We start from the raw sequence: 26,090 nt of genomic DNA, 5'->3' as shown, positions 1-26,090 counted from the left end.
CATGAAACCAAAAACAATGATGATTCACAGCGGAACAACGGGTGATGAAAGAACAGGCGCTGTGTCTGTGCCGATTTACCAAGTAAGTACTTATAAGCAGCCGAAAGCAGGCGAACATACGGGGTATGAATACTCCAGAACAGCAAATCCAACAAGAACTGCCCTGGAAACAGTCATTCGTGATCTTGAAGGAGGAGCAAGCGGCTACGCATTTGGTTCAGGGATGGCAGCCATTACGGCTGTGATGATGCTGTTTAACAGCGGAGATCATATTGTGCTGACAGATGACGTGTACGGCGGAACCTACCGCGTCATCACAAAGGTGCTAAACCGCATTGGCATTACTGCAACCTTTGTTGACACAAGTGATCCTGAAGCAGTGAAAAAAGCCATTTTACCTGAAACAAAAGCCGTTTACATTGAATCACCAACCAATCCTTTACTCAAAATGACGGATCTAAAAGCCATCAGCGAATTGACAAAAGAAGCCAACATCTTGATGATTGTCGACAATACATTTTTCACACCGTATTTCCAAAAGCCGATTGAATATGGCGCAGACATTGTCTTGCACAGTGCGACTAAATATTTAGGCGGCCATAGTGATGTTGTAGGCGGGCTTGTCGTCACAGCGACAAAAGAACTTGGAGAAGAACTGCACTTTGTTCAAAACTCGACAGGCGGAATTCTTGGACCGCAGGATTCATGGCTTCTCATGAGAGGGATGAAAACGCTTGGACTAAGAATGGAAGCACATCAACAAAATGCACAGAAAATCGCTGAGTTTTTAGAACAACATGCAGCCGTCACACGTGTTTATTATCCAGGTCTCGATACTCACCCTGGACATGAACTTGCGAAAACACAAGCATCCGGCTTCGGCGGCATGATCTCTTTTGATATTGGAAAAGAAGAACATGTCGATGTATTTTTAAGCCAGCTTAAGCTGTTTACAATCGCAGAAAGCCTTGGAGCGGTTGAAAGCTTAATTTCTGTCCCTGCCCGGATGACCCATGCGTCCATTCCAAAAGACCGCCGGGAGGAGCTTGGCATCACAGATGGTTTAATTCGTATTTCCGTCGGAATTGAAGATGTGGATGATTTACTACATGATATCAAGCAAGGACTAAGCGCACTGGCGAATGGATAGATTTACATGCTCCTCGCTTTCTCTCACTATGTTAAGCTATGAATAGACATTGATAACTGGAAGGTGAAACAAGTGAAGAAAAAGTGGAGTGATTTAGTGACAGATTACAAGCAGTACGCTTTTATTTTGCTTGCTGTCAGCACCTTTTTATATATTGGTACGATCTTACCGAACCAGCACATCGAAGCATCTCCAAAAATGCTGATGATGGGAATAGATTGTGTTTTCTTATTAGCAGCTTTTGTTTGTGTTAAACGTGCGATTTTCTTTCAAAAGAAACTGCAAGAATTAGATGAAGATTAATTCGAAACCTCCTCATTTGCCTGAGGAGGCTTTTTTTATTGTATTGGATAATCGGACAAGAATAACTGTAGAAATTTAGTCAAAAACACAAAAATCACCTATATGACTAAAAACAGGTTTACAAAATGGTGCTTGCTGGATATACTTACAAAGTAATTTAAAAAAACGTAAAGGAGGCTGAAGAATATGTTATTCGTATCTACTTGTGATCAATTCAACCAACAATTTCATCATGTCATCAGCCTGTGGAAGAGTTCGTGTCCTTCCTTTGCCTTATACGGTGCACGCTTCAAAACTGTTTAAGTAAACGAGGATTTCACACGTATCATCCATTGCAGGTTGGAAGACACTGTCTTTTGATCTGCATTTTTGTGTGCCCGCAGGTCAACTGATAAAGAAGATCTGCGGGCTATTTCGCGTGCTGCGAACTGAAGGGAGGTGAGCGTATATGACAATCCATTTATTTTTTATTACTTTGACGATTAAGCGGAAATACAAGGACATTGAGACCGTACTTTACGAACAAGAAGTCGAAACAATTTATGAAGAAATGAAACAGAAACAACTAAAGTATATGAACTAAAACAGGAAATGAAAAATGTGAAAAGGAGGAGATAGACATGTTTATGATGCTTGCCATGCTTGATTGTTATACGATGGAGAAGGACCAGGTTTAGACACGCTCCACATTGATCACCTGCACATATGATACCGTAAAAGGTGATTGTGAGGTGATCAATGAATGTCGATGTCACCATATATGAGATTTCCGTCTGTGGGGCACGGGTATGCATCTATTCCGCATTCCTTAAAGCACGGATACGGCAATCCATACCGCATGCAAAGAGAGCAAGAGGAAATGCTCAGACGTTATATGTATCAGTACCGGACTTATTGGTATTAAAGAAAAGGAGCAGGAAACCATGACGTTTCCTGCTCCTTTTACGTTAGCAAATCCAGCTTGCACCAATGATGATCAACAAAATGAACAGTACAACAAGCAATGCGAATCCGCCTGCAAAACCGCCACCGTAGCCACCGCAGTAGCCTCCAGAATAACCGCCAAAGCCCATAATCTAGCACCACCTTTATCTAATCAAGATACATTTATAAATTATGCAGCTCATGCAGAAAACGAAATCAATCTGAGCACAAATAATGAAAACGCCTATTCAGGTTAAAAAATAATTTTCACTTTCTGCGAAACATTTTCTGAAAAGGAGCGTCTTATAAAAGACAAATAAATTAGGACTAGGTCTTAATTTTTGTTAGGTGAGAGCCGATATGAAAAGTAAGAAAATTTGTAAATAGTTTATTTACTGGTGAAAAGCAGGTGTTAACATTGATTCAAAGCTGGATTGGAAAACAAATGAGGGAACCAAAAGGCTTGTTCTCAAAATGGGTTGCCCGCTATATGGAAAAAAATCATCATAATATCAATGAATGGACGCTTCAACTCTTAAATATACAAGAAAATGACCGAATTTTAGAAATTGGGACTGGAAGAGGCATCACCTTATCAAAGGTAGCTGAAAAACTTGACCGCGGAAAAGTATATGGAGTGGATGCCTCTCGTCATATGATTAAATATGCAAAAAGAAAACATAAGAAGCTTGCGGAACAGGACAAAGCCGTTATTACGCTTGGTAAGGCTGAGCAATTACCTTTTGAAGACAGATCATTCAATAAATTATTTACGGTGCAGACGATCTATTACTTGAAGGATATTGAGCAAGTCATGAAGGAAGTGTACCGCGTCCTTCAAGTGGATGGAGAAGTATTTTTATCCTTCCAAAAGCAGGAGCTGATCAACGAACAAAAACGGTCAACATCTTTTTCATCGTACAGTGAAGAAGAGATCAGCCGCCTGTTTTCAGCATATCACTTTAGAGAAGTCTCGGTTTATCACTATGATACATACATTTGTATCAAAGCCTTAAAATGATGAAAATATTTCCCAGGTAATGAACAAGCACTCAAAAAAGAGGCTCTTTGTCAGAGGAGCCCCTTTGCCTGCAATCGAATGTAAAAATAAAAAAAGGCTCTTCTTATGAAGAGCCTTTTGTATGTGATATAGGCGCCAGCCAGGTGTGTAAGGAATGATAGTATATATAAGGAATTTGTTTGTCGATTAAGGATACCTGTCTGGCTTATTTCTTATATCGACACCGTTCTGCAAAAGTTTAGCTTTTTTTTCAATATTTTCTTTTTTATTTCGCTGGAAGACACATTTTTCTTTCTCACATAGACATGTGCCTCCTTCTTTTTCACATAATGTGCTGTTTGAAGAAGGAAATTGCTTAAGAAATAGAGAAAATTGTAGAGACTTCATTTTTAAACAAAAGGGAGGAATGAAATCATGTCGGGAAACAAAGGTGTCGTTTATAAAGGAGCAGGAAAAGTAGCAGTTGAGGATATTGAATACCCTGATTTGGTCTTAAAAGACGGCCCGGGTGTACCTAAAGCCAATGTGGGGCGTAAATGTGAGCATGGCGTCATTTTAAAAGTAGTGACGACGAATATTTGCGGAAGTGATCAGCACATGGTGAGAGGGCGTACGACTGCACCTGAAGGGCTTGTCCTTGGTCATGAAATTACAGGTGAAGTCGTGGAAGTTGGGCGAGATGTGGAGTTTATTCAAAAAGGGGACCTCGTGTCCGTTCCGTTTAATATTGCCTGCGGACGCTGCGTCATGTGTAAGGAACAAAAAACCCATGTGTGCTTAAATGTAAACCCGGACCGCCCAGGCTCTGCCTATGGATATGTAGATATGGGCGGATGGGTTGGCGGCCAATCCGAGTATGTCATGGTTCCATATGCAGATTTTCAGCTGCTCAAATTTCCAGACAAAGATCAAGCGATGGAAAAAATACTTGATCTCACGATGCTTTCCGATATTTTCCCGACAGGTTTTCATGGTGCTTATACGGCTGGAGTAAAGCCTGGTTCGACCGTATATATTGCAGGTGCTGGGCCGGTAGGTCTTGCAGCAGCACATTCGGCTCAGCTTCTTGGCGCATCTGCTGTGATTGTTGGAGATCTGAATGAGCAAAGACTGGAACAGGCAAGAAGCTTCGGCTGTGAGACGATCAATCTACGAAAACATGATCGAATCGGCGAACAAATCACGAATATTTTAGGGGAGCCAGAAGTTGATTGTGCCGTCGATTGTGTCGGCTTTGAAGCTTCAGGTCATGGAGACCAGGGAGAAGCACCAGCAACTGTTTTAAATACGATTATGGATATTACCAAAGTTGGCGGCAAGCTTGGAATTCCAGGGCTTTATGTCACAGAAGATCCAGGAGCAGTGGATGCCGATGCAAAAGTCGGTTCTCTGAAAGTGCGAATTGGACTTGGCTGGGCGAAAGCTCATACCTTTGTGACAGGTCAAACCCCTGTTATGCAATATCATCGCAGTCTAATGAAATCCATTTTAAGCGGCAGAGCACAGATCGCTAAAGCCGTCAATGCGACCGTCATTGACCTTGATCAAGCCCCTAAAGGATATAGTGACTTTGATTCGGGTGTGGCGAAGAAATTTGTCATTGACCCGCACGGGATGCTTTCTCGATAATTTTTAACATGAAAGGAGCCGCTCAATAAAATGGGACGGCTCTTTATTGTGGAAAATCACATAGACTATACAAATCCATTTCAAAGGGGAGGAATTAGATGAATTCAGATCAAGCCAAAAGAAGGGTTGTAGAACAATTTGGGAGAAATGCAGAAAAGTATGTGACGAGTCAAACTCATGCAAAGGGAGCAGACCTGGATCTAATCGTTGAATGGACAGCTCCAAAAGAAAGCTGGATCGTCCTCGATATAGCAACTGGTGGCGGGCATACCGCAAAAGCATTGGCTCCATATGTGAATCAAGTATTTGCGACGGATTTAACGAAAGAGATGCTTTCTCATACATCACTTCATTTAAAAGCGTATCCCCAAATTTTTTATGTAGTAGCGGATGCAGAAAGCCTTCCTTTTTTAGATGGCACATTTGATGTGGTCACATGCCGAATTGCAGCACACCATTTCCCGCACCCTCAACAGTTTGCCAAAGAGGCATCTCGCGTATTAAAGCCAAATGGTCTGTTTTTCTTTATTGATAATGTTTCGCCAAATGATGAAGAGCTTGCACTATTTATCAATGAGCTGGAAAGATTGAGAGACCCAAGTCATGTGTCCTGTCTATCTACAGAACAATGGCGGGAATTGTTTTATAAAGAGGGAATAAAAGAAGTAAGATCAATGGAACGAAAAAAACGTTACCCTTTTCAAGAATGGGTCAAGCGAACAACGAAAACTTTAAAGGAAGAAGAGATCGTTACAAAATACATGTTAGATGCTAACGAGAAAATAAAGCAATATTATAGATTGAACATGACAGAGGATCAGATAGAATCAATAGAGGTGGATGACTGGATTGCTCTTTTCAGGAAAGAATAAAAATGTTGATTAAACTTTGCTGGAAAAAACAGACTCAAACATTTGTGAAGGGTGACACTCCTGTGCTGTAATATGACCGAAAATGTATTTGATCCGCATAAATTGATTAAAAAACTTACAAGAACACCTTGTAAGTTTTTTGTTTTCAAGATTTAAAAAAGCCTGTACTATTCTCCTGCATTCCGTAACATGTTAAAATGAAAAGATTGGAAATATACGTCTTTAGTAGATTTTTTTACTATATATTAAGATTTGATTGGATGATATTTATTATAAGGGATCTTATGTGAGAGAACGATAGACAGAATAGAGGAGAGAGATAGGTTGCTAAAAGTACATGACATTAAGAAAAATTATGAGAATCAGCAGGTATTAAAAGGGGTAACCTTTCACTTAAAAAAAGGAGAATCATTTGGTCTATTGGGACCGAATAGTGCTGGCAAATCCACATTAATTGGCATCTTGACAGGGCTTATCCGAGCAACTAGCGGCTCTGTAACGATTGAAGGTTTAGATTTAAACAAAGAAACAAAGAGAGCACAGCAAATGATTGGTATTGTCCCGCAAGAGATCGCGTTATATTTACATTTGACAGCAAAAGAAAATTTAATATTTTGGGGGAGAATGTACGGACTCAAAGGAAAGGAGTTAAAAAGCAGAGTACAAGAAACACTTCAGTTAATTGGTCTTGAAGATAGAGCAAATGACAAAGTGAAAGTATTCTCTGGAGGAATGAAAAGAAGAGTGAATATCGGATGCTCGATTTTGCATCAACCGAAACTATTAATCATGGATGAACCGACTGTAGGTATAGATCCACAATCAAGAAATCACATACTAGAAACAGTAAAAATGTTAAATAATGAAGGGATGACAATTATATATACTAGTCATTACATGGAAGAAGTCGAATATTTATGTGAAAGAATGGCTATTTTGGACCACGGATCCATCATTGCAATGGGGGATCAACATGAATTAAGTGAGCTTGTCGGCAATCAAAGGGAAATTATTTTTACTATTAAACGTGAACATGGACAGAGCGAAATAGATCGTGTTTGCCAATACATAAATGATGAAGATCCGTTAAAGGAAATCGTGATTCATGGAAATCAAATTAAAATATTTGATCAACATCCTCAGCAGCTATTAAGTCGTCTCATTCAAGGTGTGACTGCATTAAATGTTCAAATTATTTCAGCAGAAATCGTAGAACCAAACTTAGAAAATGTTTTTTTATATTTAACTAGTAAAAAATTGAGGGATTAGGCTGTCTGGAGGTGAGCATATGAGCATTTGGGTTGTACTGAAAGATCTATTATTGTTTTTTAGGGATAAGAAAAGCTTTTTTACACTTTTTTTTATGCCTATCATATTAATTGCTATTTTAGGTGCAGCATTTGGAGATAACATGCAGAAAGATAGTGAAATCAGGATCAATTCATTTCGAGTAGGAATAACAGATCAAGATAAGTCCGCTACAAGTAAAATGTTTCTTTCAACAGTGTCTAAGAGTGAACTAAGTGACATATTTGATGTGAAGGTCACCTCGAAAAATCAGCTAGAGAAAGATTTAAATAGTAGAGACATTACAATGGGGATAATCATCAAGCCGAATTTTGAAAAAAGCCTATTGAATCATGATCATGTGCAATTGAATATTTTGAAAGGACCTAATTCAAACTTACAGGAAATGGTTCTGGAAAATGTGGTTTTGCAATTCTTTCAAAATTATCATATGAATCGTATTCTGGTGCCGCTGAATCAAGGTAAAGAAGTGGAGATCGTGTCTGATCAACTGAAAAAAGACCTGGTGAACGAGAGAAATATTCATATCAACAGCCATCCGATTACATCCTTCCAATACTACGCAGGCGGGATGAGTGTGCTTTTTTTATTAATGACTGTTGTTTTTCTGGTTGGAAGTATGATAGAGGAAAAAGAGGAAGATGTTTATAAAAGGCTGATTGTATCAAAATTAAGCAATACTAGTTACATCGTTGGGAAGTTATTAGGTATTGTTTTGATGAGTATGATTCAACTTGCGGTCATTATTTTATTTACTAGTTTTGTCTTTAAGGTGAACTGGGGAGAGCCTTTTACTGTTGTTATGATCGGATGTAGTTTTATATTAAATGCTGCGGGTTTCGGGGTGCTGATTGGTTCTTTTATCAATAGAGAAAAAACGTTTAACAGTGTGGGGATTTTAGGAACTCAAGTGTTAGCTGCTTTAGGTGGGAGTATGGTGCCCTTATACTTATTCCCGCAATGGGTAATTGATATCAGCTATTTTTTACCTAATTCTCTTGCACTTCAAATGTTTTTGAAAAGTATGGCAGGTGCTGATTTTAGTGAAATTCAAAGCGGATTATTACTTAGCTGTGGGATGGGACTAGCTTTCTTCATCATTGCTTTATTAAGAATGTCTTTTGAAAGGAAGCATCGTTATGCATAAAATATTAGCCATTATAACGTTAAAGTTAAAAGAAACATTAAAGTCCCCATTGACCCTCATTTTTTTATTTGTTATGCCAATCGTATTTAGTTTTATCTTTGGCAGTACCGCATCTGATTCAAAGAAACCTACAGTTGCTTTTATTCTAGAGCCTAGTCAAGGGAAACTGGATCAAGAAATTTTTCAAATTCTCGAAAAAAACACCAAATTTCTCTGGGTAAAGGCGACTGAAAGAGACGCAAAAGATTTAGTATCTGAAGAAAAGGTAGTGGCGTCTGTGAAAGTCGCAAACCAATTAAAGTCCCATCTAAAAGAAAATAAAGAAATTTTTGATGTGACAGTTTATAAGAAAACTGAAGAATATGCAGTCTTATCTCCTTATTTAAAAGAGACAGCTACCATCATTTATCAAATCAATCAGGGTGTGAAAGAGCAGAAAAGTGTTTCTCTCTCTAATGCATTGAACAAGTTAAATGAATCTGGCACCATTTTATTGATTGAAAAAAATCAAGATGATCAAGCAAGCCAGCAACCAAATTTAATACCGCTTGGCTTTACCATTATGTTTATGATGTTTGCGATTTCAAGCTCTGTGTCATCTATTCATTTGGAATATAAAGATTATACATGGCAAAGATTGCTTTCGAGTCCAATTCATAAAATATATGTGCTTCTGGGCTATTTAGTGGCTTATTTCCTCCTTGGATGGATACAACTGGGTGTTCTTTTGACTGTCCTATCTGTGTTCTTTCATGTGTACTTAGGCAACGTAATTCATATTCTAGTGTTTGGATCATTTGTTATAGGGCTAGTCGTGAGTTTAGGTTTTATGATTGCCACCTTATCTCATACAAAAAAGCAATCTGAAGTATTTAGTGCAATTGTTATCGTAGGATCGTGTATGCTGGGTGGTATTTATTGGCCTTTAGATATCGTTCCAGACATTATGAAGAAGGTCTCTTTGGCTATACCGCAAACGTGGATGATGTCTGGTTTTGGTGAGATCATGAGTGGTACGGTCAACCAATCAATCTTATTATTAGACATAACAGTTTTAGCAGCTTTTACGATTGTTTTTATGGTGATTGGTTTGAAAAATATTAGATCCTATTAATCACTTTTCTTCGTTTCATTTTAGTTTTTAAAAACCCTCTATGGCTCTCAATTGCGATAGAGGGTTTTTTATTCATGCGTACTCCTCAAAATGATATGATAGACGACAACATCTCATGGAGAAAGGATTGGATGAATGATGAATTTTCAACATAAAACCGTCATCATCACAGGCGCAGCCAATGGTATTGGTGAAGCGATCGCCTGCGGTTATGCAAAAGAAGGGGCGCGTGTGGTGCTTGCGGATATAGATGAAGAGAAGGGGAAGCGTTTGGAGGAGCAGCTGAGAAAGGAGTCCTATGAAGTTTATTTCATTAAAACGGATGTGAAACAGGAGAAGGATATTCAGCGCTTAATGTCGTTTGCTGCGGAGCACTGCAAAACGATTGATATTCTCATCAACAATGCTGGCGTCATGTGCACAGTATCGCCTTATGAGTTAACGGTCGATGAGTGGGATCATGTGCTGCATACAAATGTAAGAGGGACTTTTTTATGCGCTAGAGAAGCAGCACGTTATATCAAAGAGAATCCAAACGGCGGTTCCATTGTGAACATTTCATCTACCCGTGCGACCATGTCAGAGCCCCATACGGAAGCATATGCTGCATCAAAAGGCGGCATTTCCGCGCTTACTCATGCCTTGGCGGTTTCTTTTAGTCAGGATCACATTACGGTGAATAGCATTTCCCCTGGATGGATTGAAACGAAGGATGAGAAAAGTCTTCGAGAAATTGACCATCAGCAGCATCTTTCCAATCGAGTGGGTACGCCAAAGGATATTGTGAAAGCCTGTTTTTATTTAACAGATGAAGACAATCAATTTGTGACCGGCACAGATTTGGTTGTTGATGGCGGCATGACTAGAAAAATGATTTATGCGGATTAACATGAAAAAAATATTGACGCTTTGATCGAGGCGCAGTACAATATGTAACAATTCAGCTGAAGATCGTGATGAAAAAAAGACACAGCGCAAATAGAGAAGAGTACATCATAGCTGCCCCACACAGAGAACTCCGTCAAGCTGAGAAGGAGCTGGGAAGCATGATGGAACCAAGCCTCTTAGCTCTGCACCGGATTCCCTCGGATGGTGGTGCAGCGAACTTCTCCCGTTACAGAGAAGGGTGAATGATCACCCGCTAAGGTTCATCTGGCAACAGATGAATGAACTGAGGTGGCAACGCGGAGTAAATCCCGTCCTCAAGACAGACATGTCTTGGGGGCGGGATTTTTTTATGACAAATAGGGGGGACCATGATGAAAAAACATTGGCGGGATATGAGTATTTTGCTTGGAGCCATCGGGATCGCGAACATAGGAGAATGGATTTATATGATTGCCCTCCATCTGCTTATTTTTCAAGAAACGGGCTCTGTACTTGCTGTAACAGCAGTTTATTTACTAAGACCGGCTGCTGCTCTTTTGACCAATAGCTGGTCCGGCAGTTTGATTGACAGGCTGAATCAGCGGAATGTGATGATCAGTTTAGATATTACCCGTGCTCTGCTCATTGCATGCATCCCTTTTGCCTTATTCTCAGGACATCTGATCATCCTATATGTCATGGTGTTTTTCATACAGATGGCACAAGCGATGTTTCATCCAGCGTCGATGGTGTATATGACAGGACTAATCCCGGCGGATAACCGAAAACGGTTTAATGCCATTCGCTCTTTATTACAATCCGGGGGATTTTTACTTGGGCCCGCGGCAGCAGGTCTGCTCTTTCTCATCGGGACTCCTGTGCTTTCAATTTATGTAAATGCGATCTGCCTCTTGATATCTGCTTTGTTAACGATGTGTTTACCGAATTTGGTCAAAACAGATGCTGGCCAAAAGGCGTTTTCCCTTTCAATGTTAAAAGAAGATGCAAAGCTTGTTCTGCGTTTTAGTCTGACGTCACGCCAGATCATGACGGTATATTTATTATTTAGTGCCGCGATATCGGTCCTTCCTACGGCCATAGACTCACTTGAAACAGCCTTTGCAAAAGAAGTATTGATGCTGACTGATACACAATATGGCCTTCTTGTCAGTATAGCTGGAGCGGGTATTATCGCAGGGGCAAGTCTTAATTCGGTCATTGTCGAAAGGCTGTCAGTTTCGCTGATGCTTGGAATCGGCAGTTTGTTTGTGGCGTTTGGCTATCTTATTTATGCATTTTCCAGCAGTCTAGTTGCAGCCGCCGGTGGATTTTTTATATTAGCCTTCTTTTTAGCATTTGCGAATACAGGTTTTATGACGTTCTATCAAACAAATATCCCCGTAGAGGTGATGGGGAGGGTAGCCAGCTTTTATGCTTTGGTTGAAGCCATTCTGACGATGACCATGACAGGAATATTCGGCGGACTCGCTCATATTCTATCGATCAGAATTTCCGTCATCATCGGGTGTCTATGTATGCTTCTTATCTGTCTATTGCTATGTTTTGTCATCTTTCGTCCATTGACTGCCAAAAAAATAGTGCATCCTACTTAGAAAATTAAAAAAATTATGTTATCATTATTTAAGTAAGTTAATTAAATTGATGAGAAAAGGAGTCTTACAAATGAAAGCACTACGCTGGCACGATCAAAAGGACATTCGACTAGAGGAAATTGATGAACCAACAGTTGCTCCAGGAAAAGTGAAACTGAAAGTAAAATGGTGCGGCATTTGCGGTAGTGATTTACATGAATATTTAGGCGGACCGATCTTCATTCCTGTGAATGAACCTCATCCACTTACAAAAGAAAAAGCACCCGTTACACTGGGACACGAGTTCTCTGGTGAAGTTGTTGAAGTAGGAGAAGGCGTGAGCAATTACAAAGTAGGCGACCGAGTGGTTGTTGAACCTATTTTTGCAACTCACGGACATCAAGGTGCTTATAACTTAGATGAAAACATGGGCTTTTTAGGGCTTGCCGGAGGCGGCGGTGGATTCTCTGAATATGTATCAGTCGATGAAGAATTACTTCATTTATTACCAGACGAAATCTCATATGAGCAAGGCGCGCTTGTCGAGCCTTCTGCAGTTGCTTTATATGCGGTTCGTTCTAGTAAAGTACAAGCTGGGGATACAGCGGCTGTGTTTGGCTGCGGACCAATCGGTTTACTTGTCATTGAAGCATTAAAAGCAGCTGGTGCTACTGATATTTATGCAGTTGAATTATCAAAAGAGCGCCAAGTGAAAGCAAAAGAGCTTGGAGCGATCATTGTTGATCCATCTCAGTATGAAGATGTTGTTCAAGAAATTGCTCGCCGTACAAACGGTGGCGTCGATGTTTCTTTTGAAGTGACAGGTGTACCTGTTGTATTGAAGCAAGCAATCCAATCAACTAGAATTTCAGGCGAAACAGTGATTGTAAGCATTTGGGAAAAAGGCGCGGAAATTATGCCGAATGACATTGTCATTAAAGAACGTACAGTAAAAGGAATTATCGGCTACAGAGACGTATTCCCATCTGTATTAAACTTAATGAGAAAAGGCTATTTCTCTGCAGACACACTCGTCACGAAAAAAATCAAGCTGGACGATGTGATCGAGGATGGCTTCCATGCATTAATCAATGAAAAAGATCAAGTGAAAATTTTAGTCAGTGCTGAATAAGTAAGATAAAAAAGAGGATGGCATAAGCCATTCTCTTTTTTATGTATTCATATCATTTTCATAAAGAGAGCTGCGGTTGAATAGTGATAATTGAAAAGATGTTTAATGATAAGGGAGATGACATCATGTTTTATCACATCAAAGAATTGCAATATGAAGCAAAGCCCTCAAAGCCTGATCCGGTGTATGCAAAGAAATTACAAGAAGTATTAGGCGGTCAATATGGTGAAATCAGCGTGATGATGCAATATTTATTTCAAGGCTTTAATTGCCGGGCAGATCAAAAATATAGGGATTTATTATTTGACGTGGGAACAGAGGAAATTGGTCATGTCGAAATGCTGGCAACGATGATTGCGCGTTTACTTGATAATGCACCAGTTAAGGAACAAGAAGAGGCGTACCAAAGTGATCCTGCACTTGCAGCTGTCATGGGCGGAATGAACCCGCAGCATGCGATTGTTGCAGGTTTAGGGGCAATGGCAGCGGATAGTCAAGGATACCCGTGGAATGCCAAATACATCATTTCAAGCGGAAATTTAATGGCGGATTTCAGAGCCAATTTAAATGCAGAGGCCCAGGGCCGCCTTCAGGTCACAAGACTTTACGAAATGACAGATGACCGCGGCGTCAAAGATATGCTCTCCTTCCTCATTGCTCGTGATACATATCATCAAAATATGTGGATTGCCGCAATTAAAGAATTAGAAGAGCGAGAAGGAGATGTCGTCGTACCAACCACCTTCCCTCGTTCACTAGAAAAACAGCAAGTATCCTATGACTTGTTTAACTTCTCAAGAGGGGAAGAAAGTAAGCAAGGCAGATGGGCACATGGCCGCAGCATGGATGGAAAAGGAGAGTTCAGATATATTTCTGCACCTGTCGTATTCGGCTCTGCACCAAAGCTCAAACCCGCACCAAAAGAACTATTTAACACACCAAAAAAGGGTGAATAAAAAAGTCGATCAGGTTTTTGTGCCTGATCGACTTTTTAACGTCCGAGAGTTCTTCCGTATACACTGACACGTTTCTCTAATAATGCAAAGGCTAATTCAAAGACAATGCTCAGCAGCCAATAGATCAAAGCAGAGACGAGATAAGTTTCTAAAAACTGATAGCCGTCATTTGCAATGATCCGGGAAATACCCATGATTTCGAGTACCCCAATTGTAAACGCAAGAGATGTCGCTTTTAATAACTGAACGAGCTGATTGCCTAGGTTTGGTAAGGCCACAACAAATGCCTGCGGCAAAATAATGCGTATCATCGCCTGACGTGTGGTCATGCCTACAATTTTTGCCGCTTCAAGCTGCCCTTTGTCTACTGCCAGAAGTGCACTTCGGACCACCTCTGTTAAATGAGCGGCTGAATGCAGGCTGAAGGTAATAAGAGCCACAGCTAAAGGGGAGACCATATCCGGATGAAAGGTCAGTCCGAATGTGCCGCTCATACTGGTTAGAAGAAAAGGGAGCCCATAAAAGAAAGCGAACAGTTGAACAATAAGCGGCGTTCCTCTAAAAAAGGAGACGTATAGCGTAACGAGCTGTCTGAGTACAGGGATGCGAAAGAGGCGAATGAAAGCAAAAACAGATCCGATCACAAGACTCACAGCCATGGAAACAAGAGCAATTAATAAGGTGAAAGGAACACCTTTTAGAATATGTGGTACTTGGTCAATCGCAAATGGAATATCAATGGTTTGCATCAAATCGCCTCCTTAACGTGACAGACTGGTACGGCCTTTTACAAATTTCTTTTCAAGCAGCATGGTGACTAGTTCAATGCTCATACAAATGAGCCAGTACACAATCGCAATGATCACATACACTTCAAACATGCCGATTCCATAGTTATTTCCTAAGATGATCTTCACCTGTCCCATAATATCGATGAGTCCGATCGTAAAGGCAATCGCCGTGTCTTTCACAAGATCAATGGTGTAATTTCCGAGGTTTGGCAGGGCAATGAGAAAGGCCTGCGGGATAATGATCCTGATCAAGGCCTGTGTATCTGTCATCCCCACAATGTAGGCGGCTTCCAGCTGATCCTTCCCAACAGACGAATACGCACTGCGAAAAACTTCAGATAAATAAGCCCCCGTATGTAAAGAGAACGTCATCATCACAAATAACACACGATCCCAATGATTGATTTGAATTCCTGCCACAAGTAAAAGCTGAGGAAGTCCAAAATAAATTAAGAATAACTGAACAATTAATGGCGTACTTCGTGTAAAAGATAAATAGATAACAGCCAATTGCTTCAGCACTGGGATTTGTTTTATACGAATGCATGCAAATAAGAGCCCTATTATGATGGCGAAAAACAATGACACCGCAATAATGAGAAAAGTGAGTGGCAGGCGTTCAAGCACCTGTAAAAAGATTCGCAGCCAATCTCCAGCTGTAAACGTCATGACGCTTCCTTCCTTTCTTCATATTGATAGCCTTGCTCTGAGATGTAGTCAATATCTTGAAAGAAATCAACCCCAAACCACTTTTTCGCAAGCTTAGGTAGTGTTCCATCATCAATCATCTCTTGTGTGACCCGGTCCAAATCTGCTGCAAGCTGCTTCTCACTCGGCTGTAAGACAAGATAAATCGGCTCCTTTGACACAATGCCGCCAACTTTGACCTTTAGGTTGAGATGCTTTTGTATGGTATCGAAGGTCGAAATATTCATAAAAGCCGCATCAGACCGTCCGCTTTCAACGCGCTTTAAGTTGAGTTCATTTGAAGGGCTTTCAATGGTTGTCAGCGGAATATCTGGATCATGTTCTTCATTATATTGATTTAATATGGAACGCAATCCGCCGCTGGGACTGACAGGAGCGAGCTTTTTTGATGTCATATCATCAAGCGATTGAATATCCCGGTTTGATTCATTCACAATTAATCCTGTCATCGAATAGCCGTATGGAACTTGAGGGTAAAGAAACCGTTTTTCGCGTTCAGGGTTACTGAAAAACCAATTAGCTGCCATTTCAAACTTCCCTGCGCCAACACCAATTAAATTGGATTCTTCCTCGCCAAAGATGTAATCAAAATGTATGTGTGGAAGTCTTTTTTCCACTTCATTTAAATAATCAATGTTATAGCCAATCGGTTCGTTTCGGTCATTTGTGGCTAAAAAGGGTGGATTGACCTCTGCACTCAGTGCGACTTTCACAATTTGTTTTCCATCATCTGTTGTTGTTTTCACACTGCTGCAGCCAATCAGGGAGAGGAGAATCAGAAGGACACCAGCTGTCATGAATGCTGTCTTTTGCTTCATATGTCTTCCTCCGATCCTTGCCACATTCCGCGATGAATCCTAGATAAAAATTGTTTCGTTCGTTCATGCTTAGGCTTCATGAGGACGTCTTCTGGGGAGCCTTTTTCAACGATTTCTCCATCTGCCATAAAGATCACGGTATCCGCTACGTCCTTTGCAAACGAAATTTCATGCGTCACAATGACCATCGTCATCCCTTGGCTCGCAATATCTTTGATCATTTCAAGGATTTCTCCGACCATCTCTGGGTCAAGTGCGGACGTTGGTTCATCAAACAAAAGCACCGCAGGATTCATCGCAAGAGCGCGGGCAATTCCAATCCGCTGCTGCTGACCGCCAGATAATTCACTCGGAAATGCATCCTTTTTATGAAGCAGTCCAATCCGCGCTAAAAATTGCTCTCCAACCTTTTCAGCTTCTTTTTTAGACATGTTTTGGGACACAATCAATCCCTCTGTAATATTTTCAAGTGCTCGTTTATTTTGAAACAAGTGATAATGTTGAAACACCATGGAAGATTGCTGCCTTAGTTTTAAAAGATCTTTTTTATGATATCGTTCAAATTGAATCGTGGCTTCTCCAACAGTCAGCTCTCCTTTGTCTGGAATGTCGAGGCTGTTTAAACTGCGGAGAAGTGTTGTTTTTCCTGATCCGCTCGGTCCAATAATTGCGACCACTTCACCTTCTTGTACGGTGAAATCAATGCCTTTTAACACATGGGTCTGCCCATAAGATTTATGTAGATTAGTAGCTGAGATCATAAAAGCATCACGTTCCTTTGACAGATGTACTTAATATTGATAAAATTTAACACATTAAATCCTATAAGTAAAGTGTGTTTTATTCATTCCGATTGGAAAAATGAGATATCATAGATTGTGAGAAACAGAGGAGTTGGATACGTTTTGTCTAAAGCATTATTTGTCGATACCGATTTTCAAAAAACATGGCTTAATCAGCTGGAATCTCTTCGTGAAACGATTGAACAAAACGCAAAAAAACATGATGAAGGCGCTTATTTTCCTAAACAGAATATCGAATCATTAGTAAACATGGGATATACAGCCCTGTCTCTTCCCGCTGAATATGGAGGCGGGGGTCAATCTGTAACAGATATGGTTCTATTTCAAGAAACGCTTGGCAGCATGGACGGAGCGACTGCCTTATCGATTGGGTGGCACCAAGGAGTTGTTGGTGAAATTTATGAAAAGAAACTATGGAATGAGAAGCAGCTGCAATTCTTTGCGGAAGAAGTGAAGAAGGGCGCCCTTGTCAACCGCGCTGTGAGTGAGGCGCAGACAGGCAGCCCAACAAGAGGCGGCAAGCCTGGGACAACAGCGATGAAATCAGGTGATCGCTGGGTGATCAATGGACGTAAAATTTTCACAACAATGTCACCAGCTCTCACATACTTTTTAGTCGGCGTATGGATCGAAGAAAAAGAGGCGATGGGATTCTTCTTAATTCACCGTGACACAGAAGGTGTTTCTATAGAAGAAACATGGGATGTTGTCGGCATGAGAGGAACAGAAAGCCATGATTTAATCTTAGATCAAGTTGTGGTATCAGATGATATGCTTGTTGAAGTGCAAAAAGGACCTCGGGGCGGTACGTTAAACCCTTGGATCGCCCATATTCCTTCCTGCTATTTAGGAATTGCACAAGCGGCAAGAGACTATGCTGTACAGTATGCCATCACACATTCACCGAACAGTATCAGCGGAACGATTAGTGACCTGCCGAATGTCCAAACACTGATTGGCGAAATTGATTTACTACTAAAGCAAGCACGCCACGTCATCTATTCAACGACAACATTGTATGAAAAGCCTGAGAAAAGAGAGCTGTTAATCAATGAATTCGGTGCTGTGAAGCATACAGTCGTTAATCATAGTCTGCAAGTGGTCGATAAAGCCATGCGTTTAGTCGGTGCAAAAAGCTTGAGCCTTGGCTGTCCGCTTCAGCGTTACTATCGAGATATCCGGGCTGGGCTCCATAACCCGCCAATGGATGATATGACGATTTCAAAAATTGCGAAGCAGGCCATTGAAGAGAAAAAAGAAAGCTAATATGATCAAAAAGCCGGATGAAACCGGCTTTTTTTATTTGGCAGAAAAGAGGACAAGCGTACCTTATGTCTCATCACTCAGGCATGCTACAATCGATACAAATCATAGGAAAAGGAGCGATTTTTTTGAAGAAAAAGCATATGAAATGGCTGTTTTGCACCATCATGCTGATGGCATTTTGTATCGGCCAGCCTTCATCAAGTGAGGGAACATCTCCAGCGTGGTCAGTAGATGAATTCATGAAAGACCGAGAAGGCACATTTGTCATCCAAGAAGTAAAAGAAAAATCGCCATGGGTGTATAACAAAAAAAGAGCGAACGAGCGATTTGCCCCACAATCGACATTTAAAGTGGCAAATGCCCTCATCGGACTCCAAACAGGCGCAGTGAGAGATGAATACGACATCAAATATTGGGACGGAGTGAAAAGAGAGATTGATAACTGGAATAAGGATCATACACTGGGCTCTGGCATGAGAGATTCAGTCGTCTGGTACTATCAAGCCATGGCGCGTGACATCGGAGAAGAACGCATGAATCATTGGGTGAAAGCCATTCATTATGGGAATGAAGACACATCTGGCGGAATCGATCAATTTTGGTTAAGTAGTTCGTTGAAAATTTCTCCAGTAGAACAAGTCCATTTCCTTAAACAGTTATATGAAGAAAGTCTTCCATTTGACCTGTCTGTCATGAGAAAGGTCAAACGAATGATGATCCAAGAAGAAGAGAAACATGCCACCCTATACGGAAAAACAGGCTCCGGCTCAGGCATCGGCTGGTACGCAGGCTTCATCAAACATGAAAACAAAACCTACATTTTCGCCACAAATATCGAAGGCACCGGTCTAGAAGCAAAAGAAATTACCTATCGTATTTTGAAAAAATATCATTTGATTGAAGCATCCGTTTAGGGTGCTTTTTATATGAATTTTTTATGGTTATCTACACAACTAAGGTTTTAATAAATCAAAAAATTTGGCGAGTAAGAGTATAGATAATGATAGTTGAATAAAGAGTTGTCATATAAATTAGTGAATAGACAAACATAAATGATGCCCACTTATCGGAATTCATTCGCTTGTAACCAACAATACTTAAACAAATCCATATAAGGCCTAGAAAAAAAGACACAAGCACAAGCCCGATGCTTAAAGAGCGGAAAAGAAAACTGCTTAAGGTAATTGCTAAGATATAAAGATTCGTTTGCAAGTATGTTCTTTTCATTCCTTTTACAACAGGTAACATGGGAATATTTGCTGCCTTGTATTCATTCTGCTTTCTAATAGCTATTGAATAAAAATGCGGCATCTGCCAAATAATTGTAATAAAAAACAACCCCAGAATAACTGGGTGTGAGATGTCTGGTGAAATAGCCGTCCAACCAATGAGAGGCGGCATTGCTCCAGAAATGCTACCAATTTCCGTGTTGTAAACGGTATTTCTTTTACTCCACATTGTATAAGGGAAAATATAAAAAAGTAAACCAATCAATCCTATAATAGCTGCTAGATAGGTTGTAAATGCTAAAAAAAACAATCCTAAAATAGACATTAAGATACTAAGCCATAGAACTTTTTTAAGATTGACTTCTCCTGTAACAGTAGGTCTGTTTTTTGTTCTATTCATCACGGAATCTATGTCCCTATCATACAAATTGTTTAAAGCTCCAGCAGCACCAATTAATAATATTGAACCTGCAAATGCAAATAGTATCTCAATAGATTTATGAAGGATATCAATTTGATAAGTGTATAATGCCAAGGTTAAGCCAGCACACATTGGGATTAAATTTGAAGTAATAATTCCTGATTTAACTGTTTGAGCTATTATGTCCATTTTGGTTTTGTGAATTTTTTTCCCCATCTTTCGCATTGTTTTGCTCCTTTTCAATAGCGATTAATTGTTTATGCTGTACAACAAAATATATACCTTGTTGAATTTATATACTAATTGGTATATTAATTCTATATGGTATGATTGTCAAGATAAGGAGGTAAAGGAATGATTAGACAAAGAAAAACGCAAAGTGAAAGGAAAGATGAAACACGGAAATTACTCATAAATTCTGCAGTTGAGAATTTCGCCAAGTATGGTTTTCATGGGGTCTCCATTGATAAATTGGCAGAAAATGCGGGATTTAGCAAAGGGGCCTTTTATGCGCATTTTCGTTCAAAGGCAGAGATCTTTTTGGCTCTATTGGAACAACAAATGCAATTACATGTAGAAAAAATCAATGCTTTATTAGCAGAACAGCCTTCCCTTATGCACTTTCCTGAAAAAATGAATCAACAGTCTATTCAAAGACGTGAAGGAAATCGGACGTGGAGCCTGCTAAATATGGAATTTCTTTTGTATTCAATGAGAAATGAGGAAGTAAGGTGTCAGTGGTCAAATATGATTCTACAATCGGTAAAACAAATCTCTCAATCCATTGAGAATTTAATAAAAAAAGAGAACCTTACATCTACTCTTTCATCCGAAGAAATAGCATGGACAATTCTTTCATTGGAAAATGGTATATCAATATTTCATTTTATTAGTCAAGACCATATACCACATGATTTGTTAGAAAAATCCTTAAAAAGAATAATTCCCTTTAAATAGAAATTGAGGTTCCTCAGTTTGAATGTGGCAAGGAGGATGATAAGAAGTGTATTTGAAATATATCCAATTAATATCAGATGATGATCGTGGGAACTTAGCTAGCCAATCCCTTTGTATGACAGAAATGTTTTTGTGGGAATTAGGGAAAAGAATTCAAACGAAAGATTGTGAAGCCGTTGTTTTTATATGTGGCTCTTTTAGAGACTACAAATTAATTAATACTTCTAAAAATGAACCTGACATCTTATTTTTAAAAAATACGTACGAGCTAGAAGTTCCCTTTTGTTACAGTGATTTTGAAAATGCAACAAATAAGAAAATGTTTTTAGCAGGTACTTTGGAAAAAGCGATGCTATATTTGTCTGAATTAAAAAATTGGGACAGTCAGCTAATCAAAGCGGCATTTCAAAAAATGAAAGAAAAGGAATATAAAGCGGAGATAAAAGGAAAACAAACAAAATTAAGTCCTGATAAAACAAAGAAAGCATATCCTCTGATTGAATTAGATTTAAAGCAGTTTACTCTTTATCTTGTAGTTGAAGACAATAAAAGAAATATCTTAGATAAAAAATTAATTGCTGAAACCGATACCTACTTAGAAGACATTTCGTATCACATGAGAGAGCTTAAATGGTTAACGGATAATGAAGTGGCACTTTTCAAACGTGCAAATAAAACAGTTTACACAAGTATACGGTTATCATAATAAAGCAAAATGAGACTAGCATATTACTTGTCGAAATCTAGAAAACATAAATAAGGAGTGTGCTTTCAAATGGGTTTTTGGGAAGAAGAACATAAGAAAAAGAATATCATGATTGGTGATGATGGATTAGATATTTTTGAAGAAGCGATCGAACAATTTTATGAAATGACTGAGGAACATTTGGAAAGAAAGCCAACGATTGATGAGATGCTTTTGACAATCATGACAGTCCTAAACAATGGAGGCAGTCACTATTTTGATGATTTAAATGAGAAAGAAGTAACGGATATTAAAGTAACAACTAAAAAAGCAAAAACTTTAGGTAAAATAGAACCGGGAGCTATTATTGAACTCCCATTAAAAGAAGTTGGAAAATTGAGCTATGCTTTGATCATTTCAGGTGAGGGAAGAAATCAATATGAATGAAATTTTAATCCAATACTATGATTTGTTTGTTGATAAAGAATTGAAAAAAGAGAGTTAAAACAATTGATGAAAAAAGAGAATGGGCTATTTGTTGCAAGTACAGGTTTGACAGGCTTTTTAAGTGGTTCATGGAAAGTCATCACAAAAATAAATAAAGATTTTATAAAAGAAGAGGATCTTCAAAATCTGAAATTCGTGACATATAGAGATGAAAATTATTACGTAAGCGAGGGAAAAGAAGGTTCCATTGCACCTGTTATGGACTTAGAGGTTGCTGACCCAAAAACGGCTAAAATGATATTTAACCCGATTGGTATACTTGGTGAATACACTATTTTAAGCATTCTTTCTTTATATTTTAAAGGGATGTCAATGGAGGATATTATCAAATATAAAATATAAGCAGTTTACAGCGTGAAGTAAGTTTTGAGAAAAACTTATATAGGAATGGTGTAATTAATGGACGAACCAAAAATGCTAGACTGTTTACATAAAATACGAAAAGTCTTAAAGGGGATGATCACCAGAGAACAAGTTTCTGATTGGGCTGAAAATTACGTTTCTGCAGACGATCCAGAAATAGATGATGATCAAGTTTGGGATATGTTGGTTCTTTTGAGTGGAATTGATTTGTAAGATTCATCCAATTCTTACTTACATTCTGTAGATGATTTGAATGACTGGTTAGAAAAATACAAATAGTTCCTATAGATCACCTTGTTATTTTCTTATGGTTGAGCCTCAATCTAAATAAAAGGAGTGAATTTTATGCCTGAAACAGTAATCGCAATTCCATGATTTTGGTCACATCATTTAAAAGAACTTGAAGAATTGAATGATTATATATTTGTTAAATCGAATCATACATAAACTAACTGGAACTTATTACGACCTTGAAGTAGTTGATCATATTGATCAGTTAAGCGAGACTTTCCTTCCAAAAGAACTTCAATTTAGAAAAACTTAAACAAATAAATAAGCATCAAACATGCTTGTATATCATTGGGATGACTGAATCCTTAGAAGAAATAAACGCTCTTGTACAATTTACTACGGATTTACTAAAGATTGATGGCATTGCAATAAAAGTTGAATCATCAGGTCGTTCTTTTATGAAGAAGTCATGGCTAAGTTTAATTGAAGAGTTCAACACTTATCAATATATGACTTCTATTGTTCAAGAAAGTGATGTTGTGTATGTCACCAGTGGTTTTCAACAATTTGGAGAGCCTGAAATGATGTTTGAAGGGTTTCATGCTGACGAAATAGAGCTGCACTTTTTAAATTGGATAAACAAATCTATTCAAGAAAAAAGAGAAACTTTAGAAGAAAAGGTTATCTATGATGAAGGCCAGCAATTAAAGTTAGATCTTATTGAATATGATTTTTATCCTGAATATGATTTGTTTTACAATCCATATGGAGTCGTCGTATTCAAGAGGAAGAATTAAAAAACTATTAGTTCAACAAGAGTGGAGGTAGTTGTTTGAAACGGCTTGAAGACTTATTTATTCGTTCAGAAAAAGAATTCAAATCCTATCATAATTTAGTGGACAATGTGTTTGACCAAAATAAAACGCTGCCACAACAAGTCTTCTGTAAGAATTTTGATTGTTTTTTGTTTCAAGAGTTTGATTGGGCATTGAGTGATGATATTTTACCAACAATAAAAGAGTTATCAAATGTTACACTAGATAGAGAATTTTTGACTGCAGTCCTTCAACCAGATCCAACCGAATACTATTTGAAGGAATTTGGTTATTATAATTGGCTGAAAACGAGTGTGAACATTTCAAATGAGGACTATGTAAATGCACTATGGACGCACCCAAAAGGTTCCATAGCGGATGATATAATCACGAATTCGAACATAGTGGTCTGGTTATCTCATTCTTTACAGTGGGCGATTTGGGGAGATAGAGATATGGAAATTTGTATCATAGGTATGGTGTCAACAAAAGATTCTGTGAAAAATAGGTTATTAAAAGAAGAGTGGAAGCCACTAAACCACCCTGTTTTAGCAAATTGGCTAGAACTAATATTGAAGGATCAAAAAACATTTAATGACTATTTCACTCAAATGCTATCTCATTATGCGTCATGTTACAAGCAATGATGACTGATGATAGACTCACCCAAAGATATGAAAGGAGCATAAAGTGAAAAATTTGTTTATATCCGATCCAAAAGAATTTGAACATGTTCAATCGTTTATACATACGCTCGTTCACAGTACAAAGACATTCCCTGATCAAGTGTTGAAAACAAAAACACCTTATTACTTATTCGAAGAGTTTCATTGGTTGTTATCAGACGATAGCTGGGAGACACTAAGAGATTTAGCTTTGAGCCACAGAGATAAATATATACTAATGGCAGTATTAGATGAGCAGAAGACGATGGATGATTATTATCATGATTTTGGTTATTATCCTTGGGTGAAAATCCCGTTAAACCTCACACCAAGTGATTACCTTGATCTCTTAACGGATTATCCGATAGAGAGTGTAAATGATAGCATGATGGATATTGCTTCACGTGTGGTATGGTTTTCCCCTTCTGCGAAATGGATCATTTATGGCGAAAGAGGTTATGAAATAGGAGTATTAGCGATTCATCAATTAGAACATATGAATAAACAATTGTTAAAAACGTGGAGAACTTTAGATGAGGTTGTATTAGGTTGGATTTCAGTTGTATTTCCGAATCAAAAACTTCCTGATGATTTTAAAAAAGAACTGATTCGAAATTATAAAACTAAATAATAAATTTTACATATATCTACATGTTCTGTGTATTTCAAGATAAGGTTATTCATTGTAAATATAAACACAAATACTGACTGGAAATTATGGTCAGACTTTGATACTGTAGAATATTTTTAAATTAGTAGTCTAATGTTTTAAATTGATGAGGTGGAGCAAGTAATGAGAATCGTATTAGCAAAAGAAAAAGATTTATTCGAAGCAAATGAGTTAATAAAGAAAATCAATTTAAACGTAGAAGACTACAACTGGGTCATAAGCGATGTGACACTCACAATGCTTCATGATCGTAAAAATCAATTCCATTCAGAAGTAATGCCAGATTATACGGATTTTTTATTTCTGAAAGGTGAACATTTCAAAAAATTCTTAAATGACTATTCTTATTCATTTATATTCGCTGTTTTGACCGCATTGCCTCGTCATGTAGATCATTTGAATATCAGTTCAATACCTCAAATTGAAGATAATGAACGATATTGGAACATGAATTATACACCCGTTATTCCTCAAGCTGTGTTTGAAATCGGTTTTTTTGATTCGACAGATGTTATTTTTACAGGAGATCAGAAAATCTTAAGCGTATTTCGAAAAAAAGCGGACTTTATATCATTTGAAGAATATATACAAACTCCGTGACATGATTCGTTAGGAGAATGAATGTGATGTTTAGTAGTTTAGAAAGATGAATCTAATGCAGTTACCATCCTCATGGGATATGGCATTTGAACAATGAAATACTTGAAGAATCTGATGCAAATGCAAATTTTCTATTTAACATAAAAGTCTAAATGAGAATTGAGAAACAATGAGAGAAAGGGGAAAGGTCCATGAAGTTCAGCCAAGATAAACAAGGCTTAATCAATGATTTGAAGCAGCGCTATCAATACTTGTTAGATTCCACTTATCCAGATGATATCGTCTCTTTTGAAGAAGAAACTGGTATGCCCTCAGATGATTTTTATTTATTTTTTTCACTTGTTGCAGGCAGTTTGAGTTATGTGGTTGTTCATAAACGAATACCGAAAAAACAGTTAAACGTGTTACGTCAGTCATTTGGAGAGCAATCCCCTCAAATCAAATCGTTTCAACATATCCTTGAATCGTATCCTTTATTGCATTCCTACGTTCAATACCATGAAGAAACAAGAAAACGAATCATTGCATTTATACAATAACGTCTTG

31 protein-coding genes and 1 pseudogene are annotated in these 26,090 nt (G+C 38.5%); 26 read left to right on the top strand and 6 right to left on the bottom strand.

The annotated features are described in order from the left end of the window. The first annotated feature begins 1 nt into the window (after window position 1). From NSS80_RS13235 to NSS80_RS13220, 4 genes are all read left to right on the top strand, one after another. Complete coding sequence (locus NSS80_RS13235; RefSeq protein WP_041118085.1) at window positions 2–1,150, top strand: bifunctional cystathionine gamma-lyase/homocysteine desulfhydrase; 1,149 nt, start codon at window positions 2–4, stop codon at window positions 1,148–1,150. Between the two features lie 72 nt (window positions 1,151–1,222). Further along, window positions 1,223–1,453, top strand: coding sequence for a YrhC family protein (locus NSS80_RS13230; RefSeq protein ID WP_034279976.1), 231 nt, complete (start codon window positions 1,223–1,225; stop codon window positions 1,451–1,453). 448 nt (window positions 1,454–1,901) lie between these two features. Further along, on the top strand, window positions 1,902–2,036 hold the full coding sequence (locus tag NSS80_RS13225; protein WP_065214597.1) for a YrzI family small protein: 135 nt from the start codon (window positions 1,902–1,904) through the stop codon (window positions 2,034–2,036). A gap of 165 nt (window positions 2,037–2,201) precedes the next feature. Beyond that, on the top strand, window positions 2,202–2,357 hold the full coding sequence (locus tag NSS80_RS13220; RefSeq protein ID WP_223251019.1) for a hypothetical protein: 156 nt from the start codon (window positions 2,202–2,204) through the stop codon (window positions 2,355–2,357). A gap of 43 nt (window positions 2,358–2,400) precedes the next feature. On the opposite strand, the pseudogene NSS80_RS13215 reads toward NSS80_RS13220, so the two are convergent. Beyond that, window positions 2,401–2,475: pseudogene (locus NSS80_RS13215) on the bottom strand (YjcZ family sporulation protein); the annotation flags it as partial. A 320-nt stretch (window positions 2,476–2,795) separates the two neighbouring features. On the opposite strand from NSS80_RS13215, the gene NSS80_RS13210 reads away from it, so the two are divergent. The 10 genes from NSS80_RS13210 (at window position 2,796) to NSS80_RS13165 (ending at window position 14,015) form a co-directional block, all read left to right on the top strand. After that, entirely contained in the window at window positions 2,796–3,398 is a 603-nt protein-coding gene (locus NSS80_RS13210) for a class I SAM-dependent methyltransferase (protein WP_034279979.1), read from the top strand. 414 nt (window positions 3,399–3,812) lie between these two features. Next, the gene (gene fdhA / locus NSS80_RS13205; RefSeq protein WP_041118083.1) at window positions 3,813–5,027 is read left to right on the top strand and encodes a formaldehyde dehydrogenase, glutathione-independent; all 1,215 of its coding nucleotides are present in this window, start codon (window positions 3,813–3,815) and stop codon (window positions 5,025–5,027) included. 98 nt (window positions 5,028–5,125) lie between these two features. Then, a complete protein-coding gene (locus NSS80_RS13200; protein ID WP_041118081.1) occupies window positions 5,126–5,899 on the top strand; it encodes a class I SAM-dependent methyltransferase in 774 nt (257 codons plus the stop codon). A 324-nt stretch (window positions 5,900–6,223) separates the two neighbouring features. Beyond that, the gene (locus NSS80_RS13195; protein ID WP_041118079.1) at window positions 6,224–7,168 is read left to right on the top strand and encodes an ABC transporter ATP-binding protein; all 945 of its coding nucleotides are present in this window, start codon (window positions 6,224–6,226) and stop codon (window positions 7,166–7,168) included. A gap of 19 nt (window positions 7,169–7,187) precedes the next feature. Continuing rightward, window positions 7,188–8,354, top strand: a complete 1,167-nt coding sequence (locus NSS80_RS13190) for an ABC transporter permease (protein ID WP_041118077.1) — start codon at window positions 7,188–7,190, stop codon at window positions 8,352–8,354. Next, window positions 8,347–9,468 carry an ABC transporter permease gene (locus NSS80_RS13185; RefSeq protein WP_041118075.1) on the top strand — a complete coding sequence of 374 codons (1,122 nt, stop codon included), beginning with the start codon at window positions 8,347–8,349 and terminating at the stop codon, window positions 9,466–9,468. The genes NSS80_RS13190 and NSS80_RS13185 overlap by 8 nt, the downstream gene beginning before the upstream one ends. Window positions 9,469–9,606: 138 nt before the next feature. Beyond that, a complete protein-coding gene (locus NSS80_RS13180; RefSeq protein WP_041118155.1) occupies window positions 9,607–10,356 on the top strand; it encodes an SDR family oxidoreductase in 750 nt (249 codons plus the stop codon). 371 nt (window positions 10,357–10,727) lie between these two features. Then, window positions 10,728–11,948, top strand: a complete 1,221-nt coding sequence (locus tag NSS80_RS13175; RefSeq protein WP_041118073.1) for an MFS transporter — start codon at window positions 10,728–10,730, stop codon at window positions 11,946–11,948. A 70-nt stretch (window positions 11,949–12,018) separates the two neighbouring features. Further along, window positions 12,019–13,059 (top strand): 2,3-butanediol dehydrogenase, encoded by a 1,041-nt coding sequence (locus NSS80_RS13170; protein WP_024427903.1) that lies wholly within the window; start codon window positions 12,019–12,021, stop codon window positions 13,057–13,059. 125 nt (window positions 13,060–13,184) lie between these two features. Continuing rightward, the gene (locus NSS80_RS13165) at window positions 13,185–14,015 is read left to right on the top strand and encodes a manganese catalase family protein (RefSeq protein WP_041118071.1); all 831 of its coding nucleotides are present in this window, start codon (window positions 13,185–13,187) and stop codon (window positions 14,013–14,015) included. 35 nt (window positions 14,016–14,050) lie between these two features. On the opposite strand, the gene NSS80_RS13160 is transcribed toward NSS80_RS13165, so the two are convergent. Genes NSS80_RS13160 through NSS80_RS13145 form a run of 4 tightly spaced genes read right to left on the bottom strand, consistent with a single transcriptional unit; the run spans window position 14,051 to window position 17,093 of the window. Then, complete coding sequence (locus NSS80_RS13160) at window positions 14,051–14,764, bottom strand: amino acid ABC transporter permease (RefSeq protein ID WP_034279995.1); 714 nt, start codon at window positions 14,762–14,764, stop codon at window positions 14,051–14,053. A 12-nt stretch (window positions 14,765–14,776) separates the two neighbouring features. Then, entirely contained in the window at window positions 14,777–15,475 is a 699-nt protein-coding gene (locus NSS80_RS13155; protein ID WP_025092844.1) for an amino acid ABC transporter permease, read from the bottom strand. Continuing rightward, the gene (locus tag NSS80_RS13150; RefSeq protein WP_024427907.1) at window positions 15,472–16,332 is read right to left on the bottom strand and encodes an amino acid ABC transporter substrate-binding protein; all 861 of its coding nucleotides are present in this window, start codon (window positions 16,330–16,332) and stop codon (window positions 15,472–15,474) included. The genes NSS80_RS13155 and NSS80_RS13150 overlap by 4 nt, the downstream gene beginning before the upstream one ends. Further along, window positions 16,329–17,093, bottom strand: coding sequence for an amino acid ABC transporter ATP-binding protein (locus tag NSS80_RS13145; protein ID WP_034280000.1), 765 nt, complete (start codon window positions 17,091–17,093; stop codon window positions 16,329–16,331). The genes NSS80_RS13150 and NSS80_RS13145 overlap by 4 nt, the downstream gene beginning before the upstream one ends. Window positions 17,094–17,237: 144 nt before the next feature. Between NSS80_RS13145 and NSS80_RS13140 the strand changes: the two genes are divergently transcribed. Together NSS80_RS13140 and blaBPU are read left to right on the top strand one after the other, a co-directional pair. Beyond that, entirely contained in the window at window positions 17,238–18,401 is a 1,164-nt protein-coding gene (locus NSS80_RS13140) for an acyl-CoA dehydrogenase family protein (protein WP_034280002.1), read from the top strand. 125 nt (window positions 18,402–18,526) lie between these two features. Further along, window positions 18,527–19,315, top strand: coding sequence for a BPU family class D beta-lactamase (blaBPU, locus tag NSS80_RS13135; RefSeq protein ID WP_317221916.1), 789 nt, complete (start codon window positions 18,527–18,529; stop codon window positions 19,313–19,315). Between the two features lie 55 nt (window positions 19,316–19,370). On the opposite strand, the gene cyoE is transcribed toward blaBPU, so the two are convergent. Further along, entirely contained in the window at window positions 19,371–20,276 is a 906-nt protein-coding gene (cyoE, locus tag NSS80_RS13130) for a heme o synthase (protein ID WP_317221917.1), read from the bottom strand. Window positions 20,277–20,405: 129 nt separating this feature from the next. Between cyoE and NSS80_RS13125 the strand changes: the two genes are divergently transcribed. The 10 genes from NSS80_RS13125 (at window position 20,406) to NSS80_RS13080 (ending at window position 26,083) form a co-directional block, all read left to right on the top strand. Beyond that, window positions 20,406–21,008, top strand: a complete 603-nt coding sequence (locus tag NSS80_RS13125; RefSeq protein WP_317221918.1) for a TetR/AcrR family transcriptional regulator — start codon at window positions 20,406–20,408, stop codon at window positions 21,006–21,008. A 46-nt stretch (window positions 21,009–21,054) separates the two neighbouring features. After that, on the top strand, window positions 21,055–21,714 hold the full coding sequence (locus NSS80_RS13120; RefSeq protein ID WP_317221919.1) for a hypothetical protein: 660 nt from the start codon (window positions 21,055–21,057) through the stop codon (window positions 21,712–21,714). Window positions 21,715–21,783: 69 nt separating this feature from the next. Beyond that, window positions 21,784–22,140: a hypothetical protein gene (locus NSS80_RS13115; RefSeq protein WP_255290960.1), complete on the top strand. Its 357-nt coding sequence runs from the start codon at window positions 21,784–21,786 to the stop codon at window positions 22,138–22,140. A 66-nt stretch (window positions 22,141–22,206) separates the two neighbouring features. Next, window positions 22,207–22,542 carry a hypothetical protein gene (locus NSS80_RS13110; RefSeq protein ID WP_317221920.1) on the top strand — a complete coding sequence of 112 codons (336 nt, stop codon included), beginning with the start codon at window positions 22,207–22,209 and terminating at the stop codon, window positions 22,540–22,542. Between the two features lie 57 nt (window positions 22,543–22,599). Continuing rightward, window positions 22,600–22,776 (top strand): DNA-binding protein, encoded by a 177-nt coding sequence (locus NSS80_RS13105; protein WP_255290958.1) that lies wholly within the window; start codon window positions 22,600–22,602, stop codon window positions 22,774–22,776. Window positions 22,777–23,132: 356 nt separating this feature from the next. Next, window positions 23,133–23,591 carry a hypothetical protein gene (locus tag NSS80_RS13100; RefSeq protein ID WP_098676975.1) on the top strand — a complete coding sequence of 153 codons (459 nt, stop codon included), beginning with the start codon at window positions 23,133–23,135 and terminating at the stop codon, window positions 23,589–23,591. Window positions 23,592–23,626: 35 nt separating this feature from the next. Beyond that, window positions 23,627–24,256: a hypothetical protein gene (locus tag NSS80_RS13095; RefSeq protein WP_098676974.1), complete on the top strand. Its 630-nt coding sequence runs from the start codon at window positions 23,627–23,629 to the stop codon at window positions 24,254–24,256. Between the two features lie 43 nt (window positions 24,257–24,299). Then, window positions 24,300–24,905 (top strand): hypothetical protein, encoded by a 606-nt coding sequence (locus NSS80_RS13090; protein WP_098676973.1) that lies wholly within the window; start codon window positions 24,300–24,302, stop codon window positions 24,903–24,905. Between the two features lie 162 nt (window positions 24,906–25,067). Next, complete coding sequence (locus NSS80_RS13085) at window positions 25,068–25,544, top strand: hypothetical protein (protein WP_317221921.1); 477 nt, start codon at window positions 25,068–25,070, stop codon at window positions 25,542–25,544. A gap of 191 nt (window positions 25,545–25,735) precedes the next feature. Beyond that, window positions 25,736–26,083, top strand: a complete 348-nt coding sequence (locus NSS80_RS13080) for a YxiJ family protein (protein ID WP_098676971.1) — start codon at window positions 25,736–25,738, stop codon at window positions 26,081–26,083. Window positions 26,084–26,090 lie beyond the last annotated feature (7 nt).

The sequence above is a fragment of the Bacillus sp. FSL M8-0350 genome (assembly GCF_038593345.1).
Taxonomy (GTDB): domain Bacteria; phylum Bacillota; class Bacilli; order Bacillales; family Bacillaceae; genus Bacillus; species Bacillus safensis.
The sequence above is the reverse complement of the archived record's forward strand: the minus strand, read 5'-3'. Positions and strand labels throughout refer to the sequence as shown.

Excerpts from the sequence above, each read along its gene's own strand:
- NSS80_RS13235 (WP_041118085.1), top strand. The coding sequence starts at position 2 with ATGAAACCAAAAACAATGATGATTCACAGCGGAACAACGGGTGATGAA.
- NSS80_RS13225 (WP_065214597.1), top strand. The coding sequence starts at position 1,902 with ATGACAATCCATTTATTTTTTATTACTTTGACGATTAAGCGGAAATAC.
- NSS80_RS13220 (WP_223251019.1), top strand. The coding sequence starts at position 2,202 with ATGTCACCATATATGAGATTTCCGTCTGTGGGGCACGGGTATGCATCT.
- fdhA (WP_041118083.1), top strand. The coding sequence starts at position 3,813 with ATGTCGGGAAACAAAGGTGTCGTTTATAAAGGAGCAGGAAAAGTAGCA.
- NSS80_RS13200 (WP_041118081.1), top strand. The coding sequence starts at position 5,126 with ATGAATTCAGATCAAGCCAAAAGAAGGGTTGTAGAACAATTTGGGAGA.
- NSS80_RS13190 (WP_041118077.1), top strand. The coding sequence starts at position 7,188 with ATGAGCATTTGGGTTGTACTGAAAGATCTATTATTGTTTTTTAGGGAT.
- NSS80_RS13185 (WP_041118075.1), top strand. The coding sequence starts at position 8,347 with ATGCATAAAATATTAGCCATTATAACGTTAAAGTTAAAAGAAACATTA.
- NSS80_RS13180 (WP_041118155.1), top strand. The coding sequence starts at position 9,607 with ATGAATTTTCAACATAAAACCGTCATCATCACAGGCGCAGCCAATGGT.
- NSS80_RS13175 (WP_041118073.1), top strand. The coding sequence starts at position 10,728 with ATGAAAAAACATTGGCGGGATATGAGTATTTTGCTTGGAGCCATCGGG.
- NSS80_RS13170 (WP_024427903.1), top strand. The coding sequence starts at position 12,019 with ATGAAAGCACTACGCTGGCACGATCAAAAGGACATTCGACTAGAGGAA.
- NSS80_RS13165 (WP_041118071.1), top strand. The coding sequence starts at position 13,185 with ATGTTTTATCACATCAAAGAATTGCAATATGAAGCAAAGCCCTCAAAG.
- NSS80_RS13160 (WP_034279995.1), bottom strand. The coding sequence starts at position 14,764 with ATGCAAACCATTGATATTCCATTTGCGATTGACCAAGTACCACATATT.
- NSS80_RS13155 (WP_025092844.1), bottom strand. The coding sequence starts at position 15,475 with ATGACGTTTACAGCTGGAGATTGGCTGCGAATCTTTTTACAGGTGCTT.
- NSS80_RS13150 (WP_024427907.1), bottom strand. The coding sequence starts at position 16,332 with ATGAAGCAAAAGACAGCATTCATGACAGCTGGTGTCCTTCTGATTCTC.
- NSS80_RS13145 (WP_034280000.1), bottom strand. The coding sequence starts at position 17,093 with ATGATCTCAGCTACTAATCTACATAAATCTTATGGGCAGACCCATGTG.
- cyoE (WP_317221917.1), bottom strand. The coding sequence starts at position 20,276 with ATGCGAAAGATGGGGAAAAAAATTCACAAAACCAAAATGGACATAATA.
- NSS80_RS13125 (WP_317221918.1), top strand. The coding sequence starts at position 20,406 with ATGATTAGACAAAGAAAAACGCAAAGTGAAAGGAAAGATGAAACACGG.
- NSS80_RS13115 (WP_255290960.1), top strand. The coding sequence starts at position 21,784 with ATGGGTTTTTGGGAAGAAGAACATAAGAAAAAGAATATCATGATTGGT.
- NSS80_RS13110 (WP_317221920.1), top strand. The coding sequence starts at position 22,207 with ATGAAAAAAGAGAATGGGCTATTTGTTGCAAGTACAGGTTTGACAGGC.
- NSS80_RS13105 (WP_255290958.1), top strand. The coding sequence starts at position 22,600 with ATGGACGAACCAAAAATGCTAGACTGTTTACATAAAATACGAAAAGTC.
- NSS80_RS13085 (WP_317221921.1), top strand. The coding sequence starts at position 25,068 with ATGAGAATCGTATTAGCAAAAGAAAAAGATTTATTCGAAGCAAATGAG.
- NSS80_RS13080 (WP_098676971.1), top strand. The coding sequence starts at position 25,736 with ATGAAGTTCAGCCAAGATAAACAAGGCTTAATCAATGATTTGAAGCAG.